Origin of the sequence: Acidovorax sp. 93, from assembly GCF_003633835.1 — a bacterium.
Taxonomy (GTDB): domain Bacteria; phylum Pseudomonadota; class Gammaproteobacteria; order Burkholderiales; family Burkholderiaceae_C; genus Acidovorax; species Acidovorax facilis.
Genome location: NZ_RBIT01000001.1, coordinates 1487310 through 1506426 on the forward strand (window position 1 = coordinate 1487310; position 19117 = coordinate 1506426).

Annotated in this window: 16 protein-coding genes; 10 read left to right on the forward strand and 6 right to left on the reverse strand. The window is 62.8% G+C overall.

Annotation, left to right across the window (positions count from 1 at the left end):
• The first annotated feature begins 11 nt into the window (after positions 1-11).
• The gene (locus C8C93_RS06665) at positions 12-1007 is read left to right on the forward strand and encodes a tripartite tricarboxylate transporter substrate binding protein (RefSeq protein WP_121506338.1); all 996 of its coding nucleotides are present in this window, start codon (positions 12-14) and stop codon (positions 1005-1007) included.
• A 237-nt stretch (positions 1008-1244) separates the two neighbouring features.
• Here the strand turns inward: C8C93_RS06665 and C8C93_RS06670 are convergent, their stop codons facing one another.
• On the reverse strand, positions 1245-1784 hold the full coding sequence (locus C8C93_RS06670) for a TetR/AcrR family transcriptional regulator (protein WP_199726992.1): 540 nt from the start codon (positions 1782-1784) through the stop codon (positions 1245-1247).
• 382 nt (positions 1785-2166) lie between these two features.
• Between C8C93_RS06670 and C8C93_RS06675 the strand changes: the two genes are divergently transcribed.
• The 9 genes from C8C93_RS06675 (at position 2167) to C8C93_RS25630 (ending at position 13024) form a co-directional block, all read left to right on the forward strand.
• Positions 2167-3912, forward strand: a complete 1746-nt coding sequence (locus C8C93_RS06675) for a DUF1302 domain-containing protein (protein WP_121506339.1) — start codon at positions 2167-2169, stop codon at positions 3910-3912.
• Between the two features lie 18 nt (positions 3913-3930).
• The gene (locus C8C93_RS06680) at positions 3931-5295 is read left to right on the forward strand and encodes a DUF1329 domain-containing protein (RefSeq protein WP_121506340.1); all 1365 of its coding nucleotides are present in this window, start codon (positions 3931-3933) and stop codon (positions 5293-5295) included.
• Positions 5296-5333: 38 nt separating this feature from the next.
• Positions 5334-6431: a YCF48-related protein gene (locus C8C93_RS06685; protein ID WP_121506341.1), complete on the forward strand. Its 1098-nt coding sequence runs from the start codon at positions 5334-5336 to the stop codon at positions 6429-6431.
• 39 nt (positions 6432-6470) lie between these two features.
• Entirely contained in the window at positions 6471-8909 is a 2439-nt protein-coding gene (locus C8C93_RS06690; protein WP_121508676.1) for an RND family transporter, read from the forward strand.
• Between the two features lie 27 nt (positions 8910-8936).
• Positions 8937-9902, forward strand: a complete 966-nt coding sequence (locus tag C8C93_RS06695) for a hypothetical protein (RefSeq protein WP_063460678.1) — start codon at positions 8937-8939, stop codon at positions 9900-9902.
• A gap of 4 nt (positions 9903-9906) precedes the next feature.
• On the forward strand, positions 9907-10746 hold the full coding sequence (locus C8C93_RS06700) for an enoyl-CoA hydratase/isomerase family protein (RefSeq protein WP_233559253.1): 840 nt from the start codon (positions 9907-9909) through the stop codon (positions 10744-10746).
• 30 nt (positions 10747-10776) lie between these two features.
• Positions 10777-11607 carry an SDR family NAD(P)-dependent oxidoreductase gene (locus C8C93_RS06705; RefSeq protein ID WP_121506342.1) on the forward strand — a complete coding sequence of 277 codons (831 nt, stop codon included), beginning with the start codon at positions 10777-10779 and terminating at the stop codon, positions 11605-11607.
• Between the two features lie 34 nt (positions 11608-11641).
• Positions 11642-12142, forward strand: coding sequence for a DUF1993 family protein (locus C8C93_RS06710; RefSeq protein WP_060986285.1), 501 nt, complete (start codon positions 11642-11644; stop codon positions 12140-12142).
• A 525-nt stretch (positions 12143-12667) separates the two neighbouring features.
• On the forward strand, positions 12668-13024 hold the full coding sequence (locus C8C93_RS25630; RefSeq protein WP_348649990.1) for a transposase: 357 nt from the start codon (positions 12668-12670) through the stop codon (positions 13022-13024).
• Between the two features lie 13 nt (positions 13025-13037).
• On the opposite strand, the gene C8C93_RS06720 is transcribed toward C8C93_RS25630, so the two are convergent.
• The 5 genes from C8C93_RS06720 to C8C93_RS06740 form a co-directional block, all read right to left on the reverse strand.
• Positions 13038-14672 (reverse strand): methyl-accepting chemotaxis protein, encoded by a 1635-nt coding sequence (locus C8C93_RS06720; protein WP_121506343.1) that lies wholly within the window; start codon positions 14670-14672, stop codon positions 13038-13040.
• Positions 14673-14798: 126 nt separating this feature from the next.
• Positions 14799-16037: an NAD(P)/FAD-dependent oxidoreductase gene (locus tag C8C93_RS06725; RefSeq protein ID WP_060987193.1), complete on the reverse strand. Its 1239-nt coding sequence runs from the start codon at positions 16035-16037 to the stop codon at positions 14799-14801.
• 11 nt (positions 16038-16048) lie between these two features.
• Positions 16049-17350 (reverse strand): MFS transporter, encoded by a 1302-nt coding sequence (locus tag C8C93_RS06730; RefSeq protein ID WP_060987192.1) that lies wholly within the window; start codon positions 17348-17350, stop codon positions 16049-16051.
• Positions 17351-17398: 48 nt separating this feature from the next.
• Positions 17399-18592: a thiolase family protein gene (locus tag C8C93_RS06735; protein ID WP_199726993.1), complete on the reverse strand. Its 1194-nt coding sequence runs from the start codon at positions 18590-18592 to the stop codon at positions 17399-17401.
• On the reverse strand, positions 18589-18987 hold the full coding sequence (locus C8C93_RS06740) for a Zn-ribbon domain-containing OB-fold protein (RefSeq protein WP_060987191.1): 399 nt from the start codon (positions 18985-18987) through the stop codon (positions 18589-18591). Before C8C93_RS06740 ends, C8C93_RS06735 begins: the two co-directional genes overlap by 4 nt.
• Between the last annotated feature and the right edge of the window lie 130 nt (positions 18988-19117).

Consider the following 19117-nt stretch of genomic DNA (forward strand, 5'->3'; position numbering starts at 1 on the left):
AAGGAGACAACATGTTCACGTACACCCATCGACTTCTCGCACGGGCGGCCCTCGCGCTGGCCTGCGGCCTCGCAGCCGTCCTTTCCGCCACCCAGGCACTGGCACAAGACTATCCAAACAAGCCTCTAAAGCTCATCGTGCCTGCGGGTGCTGGTACGTCCACCGACATCGTGGCACGCCTGATGGGCGAAGGTCTCGCGCGTGAGCTTGGTCAGCCCGTGGTGGTGGAGAACAAGACTGGAGCTAGCGGCAACATCGCGCACGAGTTGGTCGCAAACTCACCTGCGGACGGCTACACCTTGATCCTGACCAACACTGGGCCGTTCTCCATCAACAAGGCCCTCTACAAGAAGATTAATTTCGATCCCATCAAGGACTTCACGCCGCTGACCATGATTGGCTACACGCCCACCTTGCTGCTGGTGCGGGCCAACGCGCCGTGGCACAGCGTGGCTGAACTCGTGCAATACGCCAAGGACAACCCCGACAAGGTGACCTACGCATCCGCAGGCAACGGCACCACCGGTCACTTGGCGGGAGAACTCGTCAAGGCCATGAGCAATGCGAAGATGGTCCATGTGCCATATAAGGAGGGAGCACAGGCCGTCACGTCAGTTATCGGGGGGCAGACCGATTTCATGTTCTACCACCCGGCCGTGGCGATGCCGCAGATTCAAGCTGGCAAGCTGCGCGCGCTGGGTTTGAGTAGCGTTGCCAAATCACCGGCGGCGCCAGGCGTGAAGCCGCTGGACGAGCAAGGCTTTCCAGGATTCGACTTGACCGGATGGTGGGCCGTTGCCTGTCCGGCCAGCCTGCCACCTGCGGTCATGCAAAAGCTGGTGCAAGCTGGCGACAAAGTCGTCAAGTCGGGAGATTTCCAGACCAGGCTTGCAGCGGTGGGCATTGACCCTCTGGTCATGACACAGCCGGAGTTCGCGCGCTTCGCGGCAAGCGAACTCGAGAAGTGGGGCGGTGTCGTCAGGCTTTCGGGTGCCCAGGTCGATTGACCGCGAGAGCGGCGCGGCCTGATGCGTGCGCGCTCTGATGCGGAGCAGTGCAAGGGCATCGCCCCCCCGGGGCAACGTTGCTGCCCTATGTTGCTGACCGCATTGCGCTGCTCATCTGCCCCGTGCCACCCAGTGGGCAGTTTGTGGGCTCGGGGTCACTGCGGCTTTTGGGTTCAGTACGACGCAGCAGTCATCTCTGAAAGAGATGACTGCTGAATGAACGAAGCGGCCCGATTGTCAGTTTTCAGGCAACCCTACGATCCTGAAAAAGAGCTGCTGCAGGCGCTCGACAACTTGCATGCGGCTGGCGCTTGTTTCGCCAGTCAAGGCGTCACCGACAACACCACGGAGCCCTCCAAGCAGAAAGTCGGCGGTGACTCCTGGATCGACGACGAACCAGGCACCCGCTTCTGTGCCAGCCCCGAGCAATTCCTCGAGATGCTTGCCGATCGCGTTTGGCCTTTTGTCCGGAATGTGCGGGAGAGCATCGAAAAACATGCTAACCAACGGCCCATCGTCAAGAAATCCCGTTGCGGCAGCCTTGACCCAAGCGCCGAGCTTGCCGCCCCAATCTGTTCCAGGCCATTGCCCAGTCGCCCGATCCAGGTTGCCCACATGCAGGGCATGGAACCGCTCGGCCAATGCGATATGGATGTCTTCCTTGGATGAGAAGTACAGGTAGAACGAGCCCTTCGCCACTTCCGCGCTATCAGTGATCTCCCTGATCACGGTAGCGCCCACCCCCTTCTTCAGGAACAACGCCTGGGCGGCATTCATGAGTTCTTCTCGCCGTGCTTCCGGCGGTTTCGTTCGTGGACGTGGCTGAGCTTGTATCTGCATCAAAGGGTACGTTTCGTGGACTGGCGACCGAAGCGGACCCCATCCCTGATGCTCGACGCTGGATAGCGGCTTCGCCGCCACGCTGGATGCCGCCTGCACCGCCTCCATCGGTCTTATTTTAGACGGTATGGATGAATTTGTTCAAATTAGGTGAAAACCCGGAACCGAGAAAAAAATTCTAAATGCAGAATTGCAAGCGGCATACAGAATGAAGACGAGCTGCGCTGGCCAGCCCTGGCACCTCAGGGGGACGCATGGGAGGGCTGACTGAAGCTTGTGTCAAGTAGCAGGTAAACCCCCAACTGATGGAGACAAACTCATGAAAAACCGACAAACGAGGACGGCTCCCTCCCGGGCCGCAGTGCACATGATTGCCGCTGCAGTGGCATTGGTCGCAACCAGTGGTGCACACGCACTGGAGCTTGACACTGGCAATCCCGACTTCAAGGTGCGTGCCGATGCGACGGTTCGATACAACTTGGGGGTTCGTACCGAGGCACAAGACCAGCGACTGTTGAATTTTGCCACCACCGACGAAGGCAACGCCAAGTTCGGCCGTGGAGATATCGTGTCCAACCGGCTCGATCTTTTGGGGGAACTTGACCTTAACTACAAAGGGATCTTTGGGGCGCGGATCAGTGCCGCAAGCTGGTACGACCATGCGTATCGCGATAGGTCGGTGTCTTCGCCTGCTGGTTCCGCGACGTCGTACAACAACAACCGGTTCAACGACGAGGTCAACCGCTTTGTACATGGCCCGTCCGGTGAAATCCTGGATGCGTTCGTCTGGTCCAACTTCGATCTCGGTTCTGTTCCCGTCAACGTCAAGTTGGGCCGCCACACGGTGGTTTGGGGTGAAGGCATGTTCATCGGCGCCCATGCCATTTCCTATGGCCAGTCGCCCGTGGATGGCATGAAGGCTGTTTCCAGCCCGGGCATTGAGACCAAGGAAACTTTCTTGCCCATCAACCAGTTGACCTTCAAGGCGCAGGTGACCGACAAGCTCTCTCTTGCAGGCCAATATGCGCTGGACTGGAAGGCGACGCGCGTACCGTATGCCGGAACGTATCTGATGGGCGCCGACAACGCGCCCGGGGTCGATCGTTTTGCCCTGACGCCCTGCAACCCGGCACTGGGTCCTTATTCCTGCCTGGCCATGGCCAACACGGCAGTCAAGACCTCGGGCGACAAGAATTGGGGGCTTTCCGCGCGTCTGGACGTGGATGCCATCGATTCCACACTGGGTGCCTACTACCGGCAGTTCAACGATACCAATCCGGAAACGGGCATTCAACTCACCAGTTTCGCTCCAGTGTCGGCACCCTACAACGCTATCTTGGGGCCTGCGTTGCCGAGTACCTTCAGGTTTGTCTATCCGGCCGCTACCAAGCTCTGGGGCCTGAGTCTCTCCAAGTCTGTGGGCCCGGTGAGCGTTGGCTCCGAAGTGTCCTGGCGCAAGAACGCGCACCTCAATTCGGTTGCCAGCTATACCGCTACCAGCACGGGGGCGACGGGAGACACTTTCCATGCCGTGGTGAATGGCACGTACGGGCTGCCCAAGACACCCCTCTGGGATACCGGTACGCTGATCGGCGAACTCGCGTACAGCCGCCTGCTGAAGGTCACGGGTAACGAGCAGTTGTATCGCGGTGTCGGGTATGCCGGTTGCGTGAGGCTCGGAACGAGCGGTGCCACCGCCCAGCCGGGGGACGTGACCGACACCTGCTCGACCAAGAACTATTGGGAGCTTGCGCTGCGCTTCACGCCCCAATACCTGGGCGTGCTGCCGTCCCTGGATGTGTCGGTTCCAGTAACCGTCAGCTACGGACTCAAGGGTTCGGCCGCCACCGGCGGTGGCGGCTTTGAAGGCCTCCTCAAGTGGTCAATCGGCATTGCTGCCACCTACGCAAGCAAGCATGAATTCAGCCTGACCTATGCGGACATGTCCGTGCCAACCAAATACAACGCTGCCGGTACGGCCGCCATTGGTGGCAACGCACTCAACAGCAGCGTGGGCGCAACCGATCGTGGTCGCCTGTTTTTCACCTATAAGACCTCTTTCTGATTCCCTGGAGCTGCAATCATGAAATTCCACAACATCCTTTCGCTGGTTGCCATTGGCCTTGCCACGCCAGCTTTCGCGGCCGTGACAGCGGAGGAGGCCAAGCAACTGGGCACCACCCTGACCCCGTTCGGAGCGGTCAAGGCAGCCAATGCCGATGGCAGCATCCCGGCCTACACCGGGGGGTTGACCAAGGCTCCTGAGGGCTTCAAGCCGGATAGCGGCTTCTGGACCGATCCGTTCAAAGACGAAAAGCCCGTGCTGCGCATAGACAGCAAGAACATGGCACAGCATGCAGCCTTGCTGAGCGAAGGGCAGAAGCACCTGCTGTCCAAGTACCCAGGGTACTACCTCAATGTGTATCCCACGCACAGAACGGCGGCCTATCCCAAGAAGATTCTGGATGCGACCGTCCGCAATGCGACCACGTGCAAGGCAACCAAAGAGGGCCTTGCCATTGAAAAAGCCTGCCGCGGTGGCATCCCGTTCCCCATTCCGAAGACCGGATACGAGGTGATGTGGAACCAAATCCTGCGTTACCAGGGAGAGACCGCGATCACCACTGCGGCCTCCCGCTCCTGGGTGATTGATACTTCGGGCAAGGCCGTGGTGACGGCGGAGCAAGCGACGTTCCAGGACTTTGTGTACTACCAGACTGACGTGGCAGATCGCGATCCGGACATGGCGTGGCGGGTGTATTCGATCAGCAAGGTGCCGGCACGGCGTGCAGGAGAAATGACAGGCTTGGCCGACTATCTCGATCCGGTGGCTCGTCCGCGCAAGGCATGGAGCTACACCCCGGGCTTGCGCCGCGTGAAGCTCTCGCCGGAGTTCGCGTATGACACTCCCGTGGCAAGCATGGGGGGCGTGACCTTGTTCGACGAACTGTTCGTGTTCTCTGGGACCATGGATCGATTCGATTTCAAGCTCATCGGCAAGAAGGAGATGTACATCCAGTACAACGCCTACAAGAATCTGTACGATTGCCCGACGGCCGAAAAGGCTTTGCTGCCGAACCACGTCAATCCGGAGTGCGAGCGCTGGGAAAAGCACCGTGTCTGGGCCGTGGAAGCCACGCTCAAGCCGGGCCAGCGTCATGCGTATTCCAAGCGCATCTACTACTTTGATGAAGATTTGACCGGCGCCGCCAACTACGATGCCTTTGACCAGAATGGTCAGTTGTACCGTAGCCTGTTTCAGGCTGCTTCGCCGATGTACGACAAGCAGATCCCCTTTGCTGCGAAGAACGTGGTGTACGACTTCAACAAGGGCATGTACGCCTATGTCAACGATGTGATGGTGGGAGGCTACAAGGTGCTTCCGTCCGCGCGCAGCGAGCGCGAGATGAATCCTGAAGCCATCGTGTCGCGTGAATCGGCTCGCTGAACCTCGTGCATGACGAACCTCGATCGGATCCCCGGGCCATGACTTTCCTGCATCCTTTCCTGCGGTTGCGTTGGGCTTGCGCCGCGCTCGTTGGCGTGTGTGTACTGCTGCCGGTGCCGTGGGTGATCGCAGCGCAAGGCGCAGCCCGCCTGGATCTGATCGACGCGCCATCACGAGCCCTTGTGGCGGCGCAGCGGGCGATGGTCAGCGGGGTGGCGAGCCAAGGCGGGCGCACCATTGCGGTGGGTCCGCGCGGTTTGATCCTGCTGTCCGAAGATGGTGGGGTATCGTGGCGCCAGGTCGGCAGCCCGGTCTCCACCGACCTCACCACGGTGCGCTTCGCCAGTTCCGGCGTGGCGTGGGCCGTGGGGCACGATGCCGTGGCCCTGAGGTCGCCCGATGGCGGCGCCTCGTGGACGCGGGTGCTGGACGGGCGTGCGGTACTGATGCTGCTGCGCGATTCCGCCAAAGGCTCCGAAGAGAGGGAGGCGGAGATCCAGCGGACAGTTGGGCAATCGGCCACGGCGGACGTCTGGCCCGCGCCGTTGCTCGACATTTGGTTCGCTCCCGATGGCCTCACCGGCTTTGCCGTGGGCGGTTTCGGCTTGATCCTGAAAACCAGCGATGCCGGCAACACGTGGCAACCCTGGTTATGGAAAACCGACAATGACCAGCGGTACCACCTCTATGCACTGGCAGGTGGGGAAGGGGGCGTCTTCGTCGCAGGTGAGCAGGGCCTGGTGATGCATCTCGATGCAACAACCCAGCGCTTCAAACGTGTGCAGACGCCTTACAACGGCAGCTTCTTCGGGATCTCGCAGTTCGGTGCCCGCTTGGTGGCCTACGGCCTGCGTGGCAATGCCTTTGTCAGCGAGGACGCTGGGCATGCGTGGAAAAAGATCGAGACCGGTCTTGATGCCAACCTGGTAAGTGCGGTCACCCTTGAGGATTCCGCTTTTCTAGTGTCGCAGCAAGGGAGTGTGCTCGCCGTGGATTTCGCTGCCGCTCGCGCCACGGTATATGACCAGGCACCAGGTGCTGAGGTCTATGACGCCGCGATGACCGACCCCCATCGTCTGGCTCTGGCACGCCTGAACGGTGTCGGAGTCATCGCGCTCCCCACGCAAGGTAAATGAAGGTCGCAGATCCCATGGATCTCCCTCACGAAAGTTTTGATGTCTGCTCATTCCCAGCAACCCGCCATGCCGGTCGTTCGCGATCCGGCACAGTTCGACCGCAAGTCAGGCAGCCGCCTGGAGCAACTGGTGTTCAACAACCGGCTGTTGGTGTTGCTCCTGTGCCTTGCGGCTACCGCAGTGCTGGGCTACTTCGCTCTGAAGCTGGAAGTCAATGCCAGCTTTGAGCGGATGATCCCATCCTCCAGCCCGTACATTCAGACCTACTTTGCCTATCGGGAGGAACTCCCCGGGTTGGGAAACACGGTGCGGGTCGTCGTGGAGAACAAGAGCGGTGATGTCTACGACGCAGCCTACCTGGAAAATCTGCGCAAGGTCAATGACGCTCTCTACCTGATTCCAGGGGTCGACCGCTCGTGGATGAAATCGCTCTGGATGCCCATCGTGCGCTGGCGGCAGGTGACGGAGGAGGGCGTGGTGGGGGGGCCTGTCATGCCGCCGGACTACAGCGGCAGCCAGGAATCGATCGGCAAGCTCAAGGAAAACGTTGGGCGGTCAGGCATTGTTGGAAGCCTGGTGGCCAATGACGCGCGCTCTACGATGATCATCGTGCCGTTGCTGGATCGGCATCCCAAGACGGGCGAGCCGTTGAACTATGGCGAGTTCTCCCGCATCCTGGAGAAGGAGATCCGGTCGTTCGAGGACGAGAGCACCGGCATTTACATGGTCGGGTTTGCAAAGATCGTCGGCGATCTGATCGCAGGGCTCCATGAGGTGATGCTCTTTTTCGGACTCTCGGTGGCGGTCGCCGCGCTGTTTGTCTACCTCTATACCCGGTGCATCCGCAGCACCGTGCTGCTGGTGAGCGTGGCCGTTGCCGGGGTGGTGTGGCTGCTGGGGTTGATGAACCTGCTGGGCTACGAGCTGGACCCCTACTCGATCCTGGTCCCATTCCTGATTTTCGCGATTGGGCTCTCGCACGGTGCCCAGAAGATGAACGGCATCCTGCAGGACGTGGGCCGTGGGACGCACAAATACGTTGCCGCGCGCTACACCTTCCGGCGCCTCTTCATGGCGGGCCTGACGGCGCTTTTGACGAACATTGTCGGCTTCGCCGTGCTGGTGATCATCGATATCCCGGTTATTCGCGATCTGGCCCTGACCACCAGCATCGGGATCACGGTGCTGGTCTTCACCAAGCTCGTGCTGATCCCGGTGACCTTGTCCTACATCGGCGTGAGCGAGGCTGCGGCGCGCCGCGCCCTCGCCGAGGACACGACGCGCAAGCAAGGATGGCTCGGACGCACCTGGAGTGCGCTGGATCGCCTGACGGAGCGTCGCGCGGCCACGGTGACGGTGGCGCTTGCCGCCGTGATGACCGCGGTCTGCACGGTCGTGATGTTCGACCTGCGCATCGGCGACCTGGATCCGGGGGCGCCCGAATTGAGGCAGGACTCGCGCTACAACCGCGACAGTGCCTATATCACGGCCCACTACGGGCTGTCGAATGATCAGTTCGTGGTCATCATGACCAATCCTGACGATGGCTGCCGGCTGTACGGCACCTTGCAGTTGATGGACCAACTGGCCCAGGCACTGCGCCAGACCGAGGGCGTGCAGGCCACCAGTTCGCTGGCGGAGTCCACGCGCTTCATCACTGCAGCCTTGAATGAGGGCAGTGGCAAGTGGCTCACCATCAGCCGGGACCAGGGCATCACGAATGCGGCGGTGGGGGCCGCCATGATTGCGAGTCCGGACATCACCAATACCTCGTGTTCCGTCTCGCCACTGATTGCCTATCTGGCCGATCACAAGGCGGACACGCTCAAGCGCGTGCTTCAGGTGAGTGAGGCCTTTGCCGCGGAGCACAACAGTGCTTCTGCCGACGGCGGGCCGCGCTTTTTGCTCGCGGCGGGTTCCGCGGGAATCGAGGCGGCGACCAACATTGAGGTCGAGCGCGGCATCTTGCTGATGTACCTGGCCGTGTATGGCGCCACGGCGCTGCTGTGCCTGCTGACCTTCCGCAGCCTGCGCGCCACCATCGTGGCGATGGTTCCCTTGGTGATCACCACCATCATCTGCAAGGCCTTGATGGTGTGGATGGGCATCGGGCTCAAGGTGGCCACGTTGCCAGTGATCGCGGTGGGTGTCGGCGTCGGGGTGGACTACGCCCTGTACCTGCTGAGTGTGCAGATTGCGATGCAGCGCCGTGGCTCGACGCTCGCCGAGGCATACCGGAGGTCGCTCGACTTCACGGGACGCGTGGTGGCGCTGGTGGGGCTGACCATGGCCGCGGGCGTGATCACCTGGGCGTTTTCGCCGATCAAGTTCCAGGCGGACATGGGCATTTTGCTGACCTTCATGTTCCTGTGGAACATGGTGGGTGCCCTGGTGCTGATTCCCGCCTTGTCCCATTTCCTGCTCAATCCACGGCAGACCAAGTCTGCACTGCCCGCGGATGGCGCACTTCCTCTTTGACTTTTTCCTTCTCTTGGAGCAACGCCTGTGTTTGATCTGTTGATGAGTGCCGACATGATGCTGTCCGACCCGGACGGCATGGCGCAACTGTTGGTGACGAAGCTGGGCCTCCACGGCCATCCCAACTGGCGCCAAGCGTTCGATGGCCATCCCTACATTGCCCATTTCCTGCGGGTTCACAAATCGTTGGCGGTCGCCCCCACCCGCATCGAGCCGCAGTGCCACTTGGACCAACCAAACCCGGGCGATCCGATGTTCCACGACTTCCTGGAGAGCCTCAAGGCTTACCAGGGCGCGCACCGGCCCATGGTGACCCACTCGATCGTGCTGGCCGCGCGCGGCGACAAGTTCGACCTGCTGGTCGAGAAGCTCATGCGCCGGCGCCTGCGGTTCCGCATGGCACAACGCACCCCCGACATGCCGTTCGACCGGCTCTGGCTGGGCGCGACGCCCGAGGATCCCCGCTACCACCCATCGGTGGACGGCGGTCTGTGCATCGAGGTCATGCCCCTAGAGCCGCTGCAGATGCCGGCCGACACCTTCAGCGTGCCCCCGCCCGAGCCGCGCGATCCCAAGCCGGGCGACATGGTGCGAGTCACCTCGCGCGGCTACATCGTCCGCAATCTGGACGAAACCCTGCGCACGGTATCGGCCAACCTCGATTGGGAGCCTGGCAGCCCTGTGGAGTCTCTGGACAAGGAGGGGTACCGCCGCGCCCGCATGGAATTCACGGTGCCGCACAGCGCTTCGCTGGACGTGATCGAGGCGACCCGCTGGAACGGTGATGCCGGCGTCTACCTGAATTCCTGGGGGCCCGGCCCCTACTACATCCGCATCGCGGTGAACGGTCTCCAGGCCAAGGCCGAGGACCTGAAGGCACGCGGTACCCGTTTCACCTGGATCGACGAATGCGAGGCCGTGGGTGGGAAGCCGCTGATCCGGGTCGATCCGGCCGACGTGCGGGGGCAACTGTTTGAGTTCGAGGAGTATTGAACCGATGATGGAAACCTCCTTTCACAAGCCGGCCACCCCGACGCGTGACGAAGCTGCGGCCCCCGGGAATGCCGTCGAGCTGGAGCGCCGGGGAGGCGTTGGCTGGATCGTGCTCAATCGCCCGGACCAGATCAATGCGATCAACGACGACATCCGCCGTGGTGTACCCGCGGCGCTGGCCGAGCTCGATAGCGATCCGTCCGTTCGGGTGATCGTGATACGCGGCGCGGGCGCGCGCGGGTTTTGCGCCGGAGCCGACATCAAGGAACGGCGGGCGACGGAAACATCGGTGCAGGTGCGTCGGCGCATGCAGAAGTCGCGTTGGATCGAGGCGCTGGATCGCACCGAGAAACCTGTGATCGCCGCCATTCATGGCTATTGCATGGGCGGGGGCATGGAACTGGCCTTGGCTTGCGATCTGCGTTTCGCGGCCCCGGACGCCGTGTTTGCCCTTCCCGAAACGGGGCTGGGCCTGATCCCCGGAGGGGGAGGAACCCAGCGCCTTGGAGCCGTGGTCGGCCCGGGGCGTGCTCTGGACTTGCTCCTGACCGGTGATCGCGTCGACGCACGCCGGGCATTCGACATCGGCCTGATCACCCGCATGGCCGACAGCGCTGATTCGCTGCTCGCGGAGGTCACTGCCCTGGCCGAACGCATTGCCCAGAAGCCGCCCACGGCAACGCTGTTCGCCAAGCAGGCTGCACGCGCGGCCTGCCACCTTGACCTCAAGAGTGGCCTGGACCTGGAATTGGATCTGTTCGCCATGCTGGTTCCAATGAACGACGTCAAGGAAGCCGCGCTGGCGTTTCGCGAGAAACGGGCGCCCTGTTTTTCTGGTGAATGAATTTCAAAACATCGCTTTTCTGGAGATGCAATGAGCGAACGCAAACTGGATGGAAAGGTCGGCATCGTGACCGGTGCGGGGGCGGGTCTTGGGGCTGAATGTGCGCGTTCGCTGGCCCGGCATGGAGCCCGTGTCGCGGTGGTGGACATCAACTTGGAGGGCGCTCAGTCGGTGGCCGCCGAAATCGAGGCGGGGGGTGGCAAGGCTCTGGCCATCCAAACCGACCTGACTTCCGAGGAGGGGGTCGCGGCGATGGTTTCAGCCGTGCTCGACCACTTTGGGCGGATCGATGTCCTGCACAACAATGCGGCCGCGTTGGATCCGGCGCAGCGTGCCGGTGACCGCGATGTCTGCAACGTGGACCTTTCCGCATGGGACAGGGCCATGAACGTCAATGCGCGCGGCGCCATGCTGTGCTGCAAGCACGCCATCCCGCACATGCTCAAGGTCGGCGGTGGATCGATCATCTTTGCGACGTCGGGCTTCGGGCTGCTGGGTGATGCAACGCTGACCGCCTATGCCGCCTCCAAGGCGGCCCTGATGGCGCTGGCACGTTCCGTGGCCGCTCAGTACGGCAAGGAGGGTATCCGATCCAATGCCATCATGATTGGCTTTGTGCTCAACGAGCACGCGCAGAAGGGCGTTCCGCAGGAGATCAAGCAGATCCTCCTGGATCAGCACCTGACGCCCCAGCTCGGTTCGCCAAAGCAGATTGCCGACGTGGTGAGCTTCCTGGCCAGCGACGAGTCCTCATTCATCACGGGGGCGGTGATTCCAGTGGATGGCGGCTTCACCAGCCACGCTCCGTCCATGGTGCCCATGCGCGAGTTCTTCGCACGCATGGGATCCAACAAACTCTGAACCCAACCAACCATATCCGACCATGTCTTTATCCATGCATGCCGCCAGCGCGGAAATCTATGCCCGCATGCTGCGCAACCTGCTGACCTGGCTTGACAAAGCCGAAGGCCATGCCCAGGCCAGAAGTTTTGACAGCGCGGCCTTCCTGAATACGAAGCTGTCGCCCGACATGCTGACCTTTGGCAAGCAAGTTGCCATTGCCAGCGAGGTGGCGCGGCTCGCCGTCGCGCGCCTGGGTGCCGTGGAACTGCCTGCCGCTCAAGGCTCCGACGAGAGCTTCGAAGGGTTGCGTGTCCGCGTCCGGGACGCCATCGGCTTCGTGGAAGGCGTTTCGCCGCAGCAATTGGCCGGGAGCGCCGAGCGGCCCCTGGTCGTGCCGCAGCGGCAAGGCGATCCGCTGCACTTCACGGGGCAGACCTTCTTACAGCAGTGGTCGCTGCCGAATTTCTTCTTTCATGTGACCACGGCCTATGCGTTGCTCCGCCAGGCAGGCGTGGAGCTGGGCAAGGCTGACTTTCTGGGAGCCATGGCCTGACCGGGCCGGACCTGGACACGTTCTCCAAGGTGCAAGTACCGGAGGCAAGGCCGGTGATTGACACAGTACCCCGTGGAATCCGGGGTTTTGAACCCCCTGGCAGACCTTCACGGCTTGTACCAGGGGGTGTTTTTTTGCGGGTGGATGTCCACGCGCTCCGAGTGCGCGTGGCACGTTCGTCACCAGCGGTCCAGGTTGGCGCTGTGGCGGGGCTGATCTCATCTTCAGTGCAGGGCAATACTTTCGCAGGGGCCCGGACGCGTGCACGGAAGATACGGGCCAAATTGGCCTCAAGCGCCCATTCAGAACGCGCAAGCAGCTATCAAAACTTCATAGAGGACGTGTTCACCGCTCAGGCAGATCCCGCGCCAATGAACGGGGCATTCATTCGCGTGCTGGTTTCCCGCCGAAGAGTCCAGACCGCCGGAAACTCAGATGCGCTTCCAATCGCCCCCACTGCCCATGGCGGGCGGCGCGCTTTCGTGTGAGACGGGCGCGGCATGGCGGCTGGGCCTTGCCGCTCTGATGCTTGCGGCCCTAGGCTTAATCGATATTCATTCTCTAAGCTCGGAGGATGGTCACCCAGACCCGCGCCCTGGTGGATGGGTTCAAGCCCAGCTACGTGCTGGCCGGCAAGGGCTACGACAGCCCGGAATTGATACAGGCCATCGAGCAGCAAGGGGCGCAGGCCGTGATCCCGCCTCGCAATTGCGAGCGGCCGCGCGCCCCTATGACAAGGCTCGCTACCGCCTGCGCAGTCGAATCGAGCGCTGCTTTGCCAAGCTCAAACAATGGCGGCGTGTGGCCACCCGCTACGACCGCAAGCCCGCCAACTTCATGGCAGCGGTCTTGGCTGCTTCAATCTGGCTATGGCTACAGTGAATGTCGATTCAGCCTAGTGCTCGCTGGCGAGCAGGATGGCTTTTATCGGCGCGCTTGCGTGGAGCGTGCGAGGCACGGGCACGGCACTGATGGTGCGCACGGCCTCTCCGTCCGACAGCTTGAATACCGCCACAGCTTCCACCAGCGCCTGGGACTGGCTGCTCAGGCTGCTGGCGGCCGCGGCCATTTCTTCGACCAGCGCGGCATTTCGCTGCGTGGTCTGGTCCATCTGCGCGACCGCTTCTCCGATTTGTCCCATGTCCTGGCTCTGTGCGCTGCTCGCGGCGCTGATTTCGCCCATGATGTCCGTTACACGGCGGATGGCGGTGACGACCTCCGTCATCGTGGCACCGGCCTTGCCCACGAGCTGCGACCCCTGCTCCACGCGCTCCACGCTGTCGGTGATAAGCCGCTTGATTTCCTTGGCTGCTTCGGCGCTGCGGCCTGCGAGGCTGCGCACCTCGCTGGCTACCACAGCAAAGCCGCGGCCTTGCTCGCCCGCGCGGGCGGCTTCCACTGCGGCGTTCAGGGCCAGGATGTTGGTCTGGAAAGCGATGCCGTCGATCACACTGATGATGTCGGCAATCTTGTGGCTGCTGTCGTCGATGCCCTTCATGGTTTTGACCACTTCGGCGACCACTTCGCCGCCTTGGGTGGCCACGGTGGAGGCACTCAGGGCGAGCTGGTTGGCCTGGCGCGCGTTGTCGGCGTTCTGCTTCACCGTGGAGCCCAGTTGTTCCATCGACGCGGCGGTTTGCTGCAGTGCGCTGGCCTGCTCTTCGGTGCGGCCCGACAGGTCATGGTTGCCCGCCGCGATCTCGGTGCTGGCCGAGGCGACGCCCTGTGCATTGCTGCGCACCGCCGTGACCGTCTGCGCCAGGCTGTGCTGCATGCGCTGCAGCGTCTCCAGCAGGTGGCCCATTTCGTCCTGGGACTGCACGGTGATGTGCCCGCTCAGATCGCCGCTGGCGACGCGGTCGGCCACTGAAACGGCCTGCATCAGCGGGCGAGTGATCGAGCGGATGATGGTGATAGCGAGGAACAGGGCCAGAGCAATGGTCACGGCGCTCGCGACCAGGAGCCCCCGCATCAAATTGCGGGTGGCCGACTCGGCCCGATGGCCGGCTTCGGCCATGACCTGCGCCTGGAGTTCCGCTTGCTTGCGGATCGCGTTCTGGTATTCGATCTGCGCGGGGCGCTGTTTGCTCTCCAGCAAGGCCAGCGCCTCCACCCATTGTTCCTTGGCAAACAGTTCAAGAAACTGATTGCCCAATGCAAGGTCCTTGGCGCGCAGAGGCTTGATGCTCTGGTGCAAGGCCTTACCTTCGTCGGATTCGATGAGCTGATCCAGAATTTGCGTCTGTGCGGCGATGTTGCCGCGTTCGACCTTGATCTGGGCCAGCGCCGCCTGCTGAATGTCCGGGGACGAGAACAAGGCCAGATTGCGGAACTGGATGGTTTCCATGTTCGACCCGTCGATCACCGCACTCAATGCCTTGGTGATGGGGTTGCTCCTTTGAACGATGTCTTCCATCGCCTCACGCTGCGCGGCGGACAGGAACAGCACCATTGCGCCCTGCGCGACCAGCAGCAGCACCATGGTGGAGAACGAAATGGCAAGCCGGGTGGAGATTTTTAAGCGATTCATGACGCGGGGTAGTTGGCAGTGGCGGGCGTGGGCGTGGGTGGGGGTGGGGGTGGGGGTGGGGGTGGGGGTGGGGTCGCCGCGCAGGGCCGCTGAAAGCCCGGCGGAAGCCGCTGGATCGGCGCGTTTTCAGGCGGTCTCGCGTGTCGAGACTTCGAACGCCTTGAGATCGAAGCCTGGAGCGGCCGCCTCGGCAGGACTGAGCGGCGTGTTGCGTGCAATGAGCTTGCGCGCCGCCATGTGGTCGGCTGGCCGATTGCATGATTCCACTGCCACCAAACGGCCGGCGCGGAAGCAAAGGACGCTGATCTGGTGCTGCTCGACGGAGCCGAGCACGACGGTTTCATCGTGCCCGTCGGCGAGGCCGGCGATTTGCAGCTTGAGTTCTCCCTGGTCGGTCCAGAACCAGGGCAGGGCGGCATAGCCGGCGGGCTTGCCCATGAGCCGGGCCGCCACGGCCTTGGCCTGGTCCACGGCATTCTGAACCGACTCGAGCCGGATGGCCTGTGGTGACCAGGGGCTGGGAAAGCTGACCACGTCGCCGATGGCGGAAATGGCCGGGTCGCTGGTGAGCAGATGGGCGTCGACAACGATGCCGTTGTTGACGGTCAACTGTGCCTGAGCAGCGAGTTCCGCGTTGGGCAGCACGCCGATGCCATAGACCACCAGATCCGCCGGCAGGACTTCGCCGCTGGCCAGCTCCACGCTGCGCACCTGGCCGCCATCGCCGTGGATTGCGGCGAGGCTCTGGCCATAGTGGATTCGCACACCCCACCGGGCGTGGGCGTGATCGAATACCTGGGACGTGACCGCAGAGAGGGCTCGGGCCATTGGCCGCGTGCCCAGCTCCAGCACGTCCACCGCGATGCCGCGTGCGGCTGCGACGGCCGCGAACTCCAGGCCGATGAAGCCCGCGCCAATGACCACTGCGCGCTTCGCGCTGCCCAGGCGCTGTGACAGCCCGTCGGCATCTGCCAGGTTGCGCAAGCCGAATACGCCGCCGAGCTCGATGCCCGCGACCGCCGGCACACGGTTGCGCGCGCCGGTTGCCAGCACCAGGTGCTCGTAGGCGAGTCTTTCGCCGCTGGCGAGGACAAGCTCGCGGCGTTCCCGGTCGATGGCAGTGGCACTGCCCTGTATGCGCGTGATGCGGTGCTCGTCAAAGTACTCGGGGGGGCGAAAGCGTAGCGCCGCCACGCCAACCTTTCCTAGCAGATAGGCCTTGGACAGTGGTGGACGCTGGTAGGGAACGCCAGGTTCGTCGCCAATGAGGGTGATCGCGCCTTCAAATCCCTCCTGCCGCAGCGATGCTGCAACCTGATAGCCGGCTTGGCCGGCACCGACGATGACAATGGAATTGTGGGACATAGAGTTCTGCTTCAAAGAGTTTGGTCAGGGGCGGTCTTGCGCTCGAAGATCGGATAACGGCCCAACGAGAGCAACGCGAGGCCACCAAAGAGAAACATGGGCCCGCAGACCCACAACGTCGCCTGGTACGAGCCGGTGCTCCGGTAGAGTTGCCCGAAGAGCCATGGGGCCAGCGTGGAAGCCAGCGTGATCAGCCCGAGGTGGATGCCGAACAGGCGGCCGTAGTCGCGCATGCCGAAATACCGCGAGACGAGAAAGGCCGCCAGGTCGAACTCGGCACCCGCGCCGATGCCCACCAGCATGACACCCAGCACGAGCCAGCCGGTATCGTTCGCGCCGCTGATACCCAGGAGCAGGCACCCCAGGGCCGGCAGCCCCAGGGCGACGGCGGCCACGCCAGGCGCCCAGAGGCGGTCCACCAGGTAGCCCACGACGACCCGCCCCAATATCAGCGACAAGCCAAAGCTGCCGAAGATGCGCGCTGCATCCCCTGCCTCCAGGCCTTTGTCGCGCAACAGGGGGACACCATTCGTGACCAGCGTCACCACGCAGGCCACGACCATGGACAAGGCGATGTTCAGAAGCCAGAAGCGGGGATTGCGCAGGCCTTCGCGCAGCGAGGCACCCGTGATCACGGCACCTGCTGACGATGCTGACTCGCTGTGCTTGCGGGCCGGGGCGCGGGCAGGCTCTTTCATCCAGGCCAGCACCAGGGGCAGCACCAGGATCATTGGCAGGGCCGCCAGAAGCCAGAAGGCCGCCTGCCAGTTCCATTGCGAGATCACGGCGCTCACCGCCGAGGGAATGAGCATGGCGGCCAGACCGGTGCCGGAAAGAACCAGCGCGAGAGCCAGGCCGCGGTTGCGCTCGAACCACAGGTTCACCAGATGGGTCCAGGTGACGTGCATGGTGCCCATGCTGGCCATGGACATCAGGAAAAAGCCCAGGTAGAGCGTCACGATCGAAGGCCCCAAGCGCGTCATGGCGATGAAGGCCAGGGAAAGCATGCACAGCGAGATCACCGTGACGCGCTTCATGCCAAAGCGCAGATTGAGCCAGCCCACGATCTGGGATGCGACCACCGATCCCAGAAACATGAAGCTCACTGCCGACTGAAGATCCGCGCGGGCCCAGTCAAAGGTCTGCTGCAGCGGAACCATCATCGCGCCGTAGGCATACAGCATGGATGAGTTGGAGTTGATCGCCAGTCCCAGCGTGGCCAGAATCACGATGCGCCACGCGCTCTTGAACTCGGTCAGATCGATGCCCAGGCCATGCGCGGTATGTGAAGAGGTGGGGAGAGGTTGTGTCATAGGGTGCCGGCAATGGGGAAGGGAAGGGCAGGTAGGGCCAGGGCCGGTTCACTCGCGCACGAGCAGAAGCGAGCCGGCCAGCGGGCCTCCGCCGGCCGCCGCGACCGCTACCTGGTGCGGCGCGATCTGGCGCTGTCCGGCGCGCCCCCAGAGTTGGGTGCAAGCCTCGTGCACATACCCAAGGCCGTGGGTTCTTCCCCCCGAGAGCTGGCCGCCATTGGTGTTCACCGGCAGGGCGCCGTCGCGGGCGATCCGCGTGCCGCCTTCGACGAAGCGGCCGCTTTCGCCCGCCGGGCACAGGCCCAAGGCCTCCAGCCAGAGCAGGGTCAGGATGGAAAAGCCGTCGTACAACTGGGCGCTGCGGACATCAGCCGGCTTGAGATCGGTTCGCTGCCACATCATGCGTGCCGCGTCGATGCTGGCCCCGCCGGTCAGGGAAACCTGATCCCAGGACCAGGGCTGGTGCAATGCCGAACCGATGGCCTCCAGGCGGATGGGGGGATTCGGTCCATGGCGCGCCGCATCCATGCGCGAGAGCACGATGGCCGTCGCCCCGTCGCAGTGCACGTCGCAATCGAACATGCGCAGGGGCGTCGAGATCATGCGGGAGGCCAAGTAGTCGTCCATGGTCATGGGCGTGCGGTACACAGCCTTGGGATTGAGCTCGGCGTTGGCACGGCAGGTCAGGGCGATTTGCGCCAACTGATCGGGGGTGGTCCCGTATTCGTGGAAGTGCCGCTGCGCGTACATGGCCATCAGGTTGATGGCCGAGTGCACTTCATAGGGGGTGTACCACTGCCAGAAGAAGCTGCTGTCGCGCCCGGCGGTCTTGTTGCTCAAGGCGTTGGCATTCTTGTCGAGCCGCCGCGCGCTCGCTTCGGTGATCGTGCGGAACACCAGCACATGGCGGCACAGGCCCGCGGCAATGGCCATCGCGCCGTTGATCACGCCGGCCAGTGGCCCCGGCCCTTCGTAGCCGCCGCCATACCAGTTGACGTGGAGCCCCATCGTGCCGATCAGCGCATTGGGGCCCACCGGGGAAAAGCTGTTGCCATTGTTGTTGTCGCCTGGCCAGCAAGCCACGCCGTCGATGTCCTTTCGCGTGAGACCCGCATCGGCAATGGCTTCCAGACATGCGTCCAGGGTCAGGCGCATGGCGGACTTGTCGGATGGGCGGGCCACTTCGGATTGGCCTACGCCGGCGATCGCCACGTTTTTTTCGTACAGATGGTCGAACATCATTCGGCTTTCTTGAACAGAGGGAGCCAGACGTCTTCGTGCTGCTCGAAAGTGACATGCACCGGCATGCCGATTCGCACCTGATCGGGCACTAATTCCACGACGTTGCTGAGCAGGCGCAGGCCGGGCTGATCGTCGAGCTCGACGATGGCCACGACGTAGGGGGTGGCCAGCTCGGGCTTCCACGCCTGGTGGTTGATGGTGTAGGTGGCGATGCGGCCGCGGCCGCTTGTGGCCTGCGGCGCCACATCCAGCGAACCACAGAATGGGCAGATCGGAGCGGGTGGATGAAAGAACCGCCGGCAGGTGCTGCAGCGATGGATCATCAGTCGGCCCGATTCCCCTCCCTGCCAAAAGGCCGATGAGTCGCTGGTGATCTGGGGCAGTTTTCGTGGCATGAACGCGGGGTATGTCGGGCTGGCAGTGGGTTGAATCAGGGCCGCTACGAATTGACGCAGGCGGGTTGAGAGAGTTTAATATCTGAACAAATTGCGTCAATGTGTCTAACTAATGGTTTCTACCAACCAT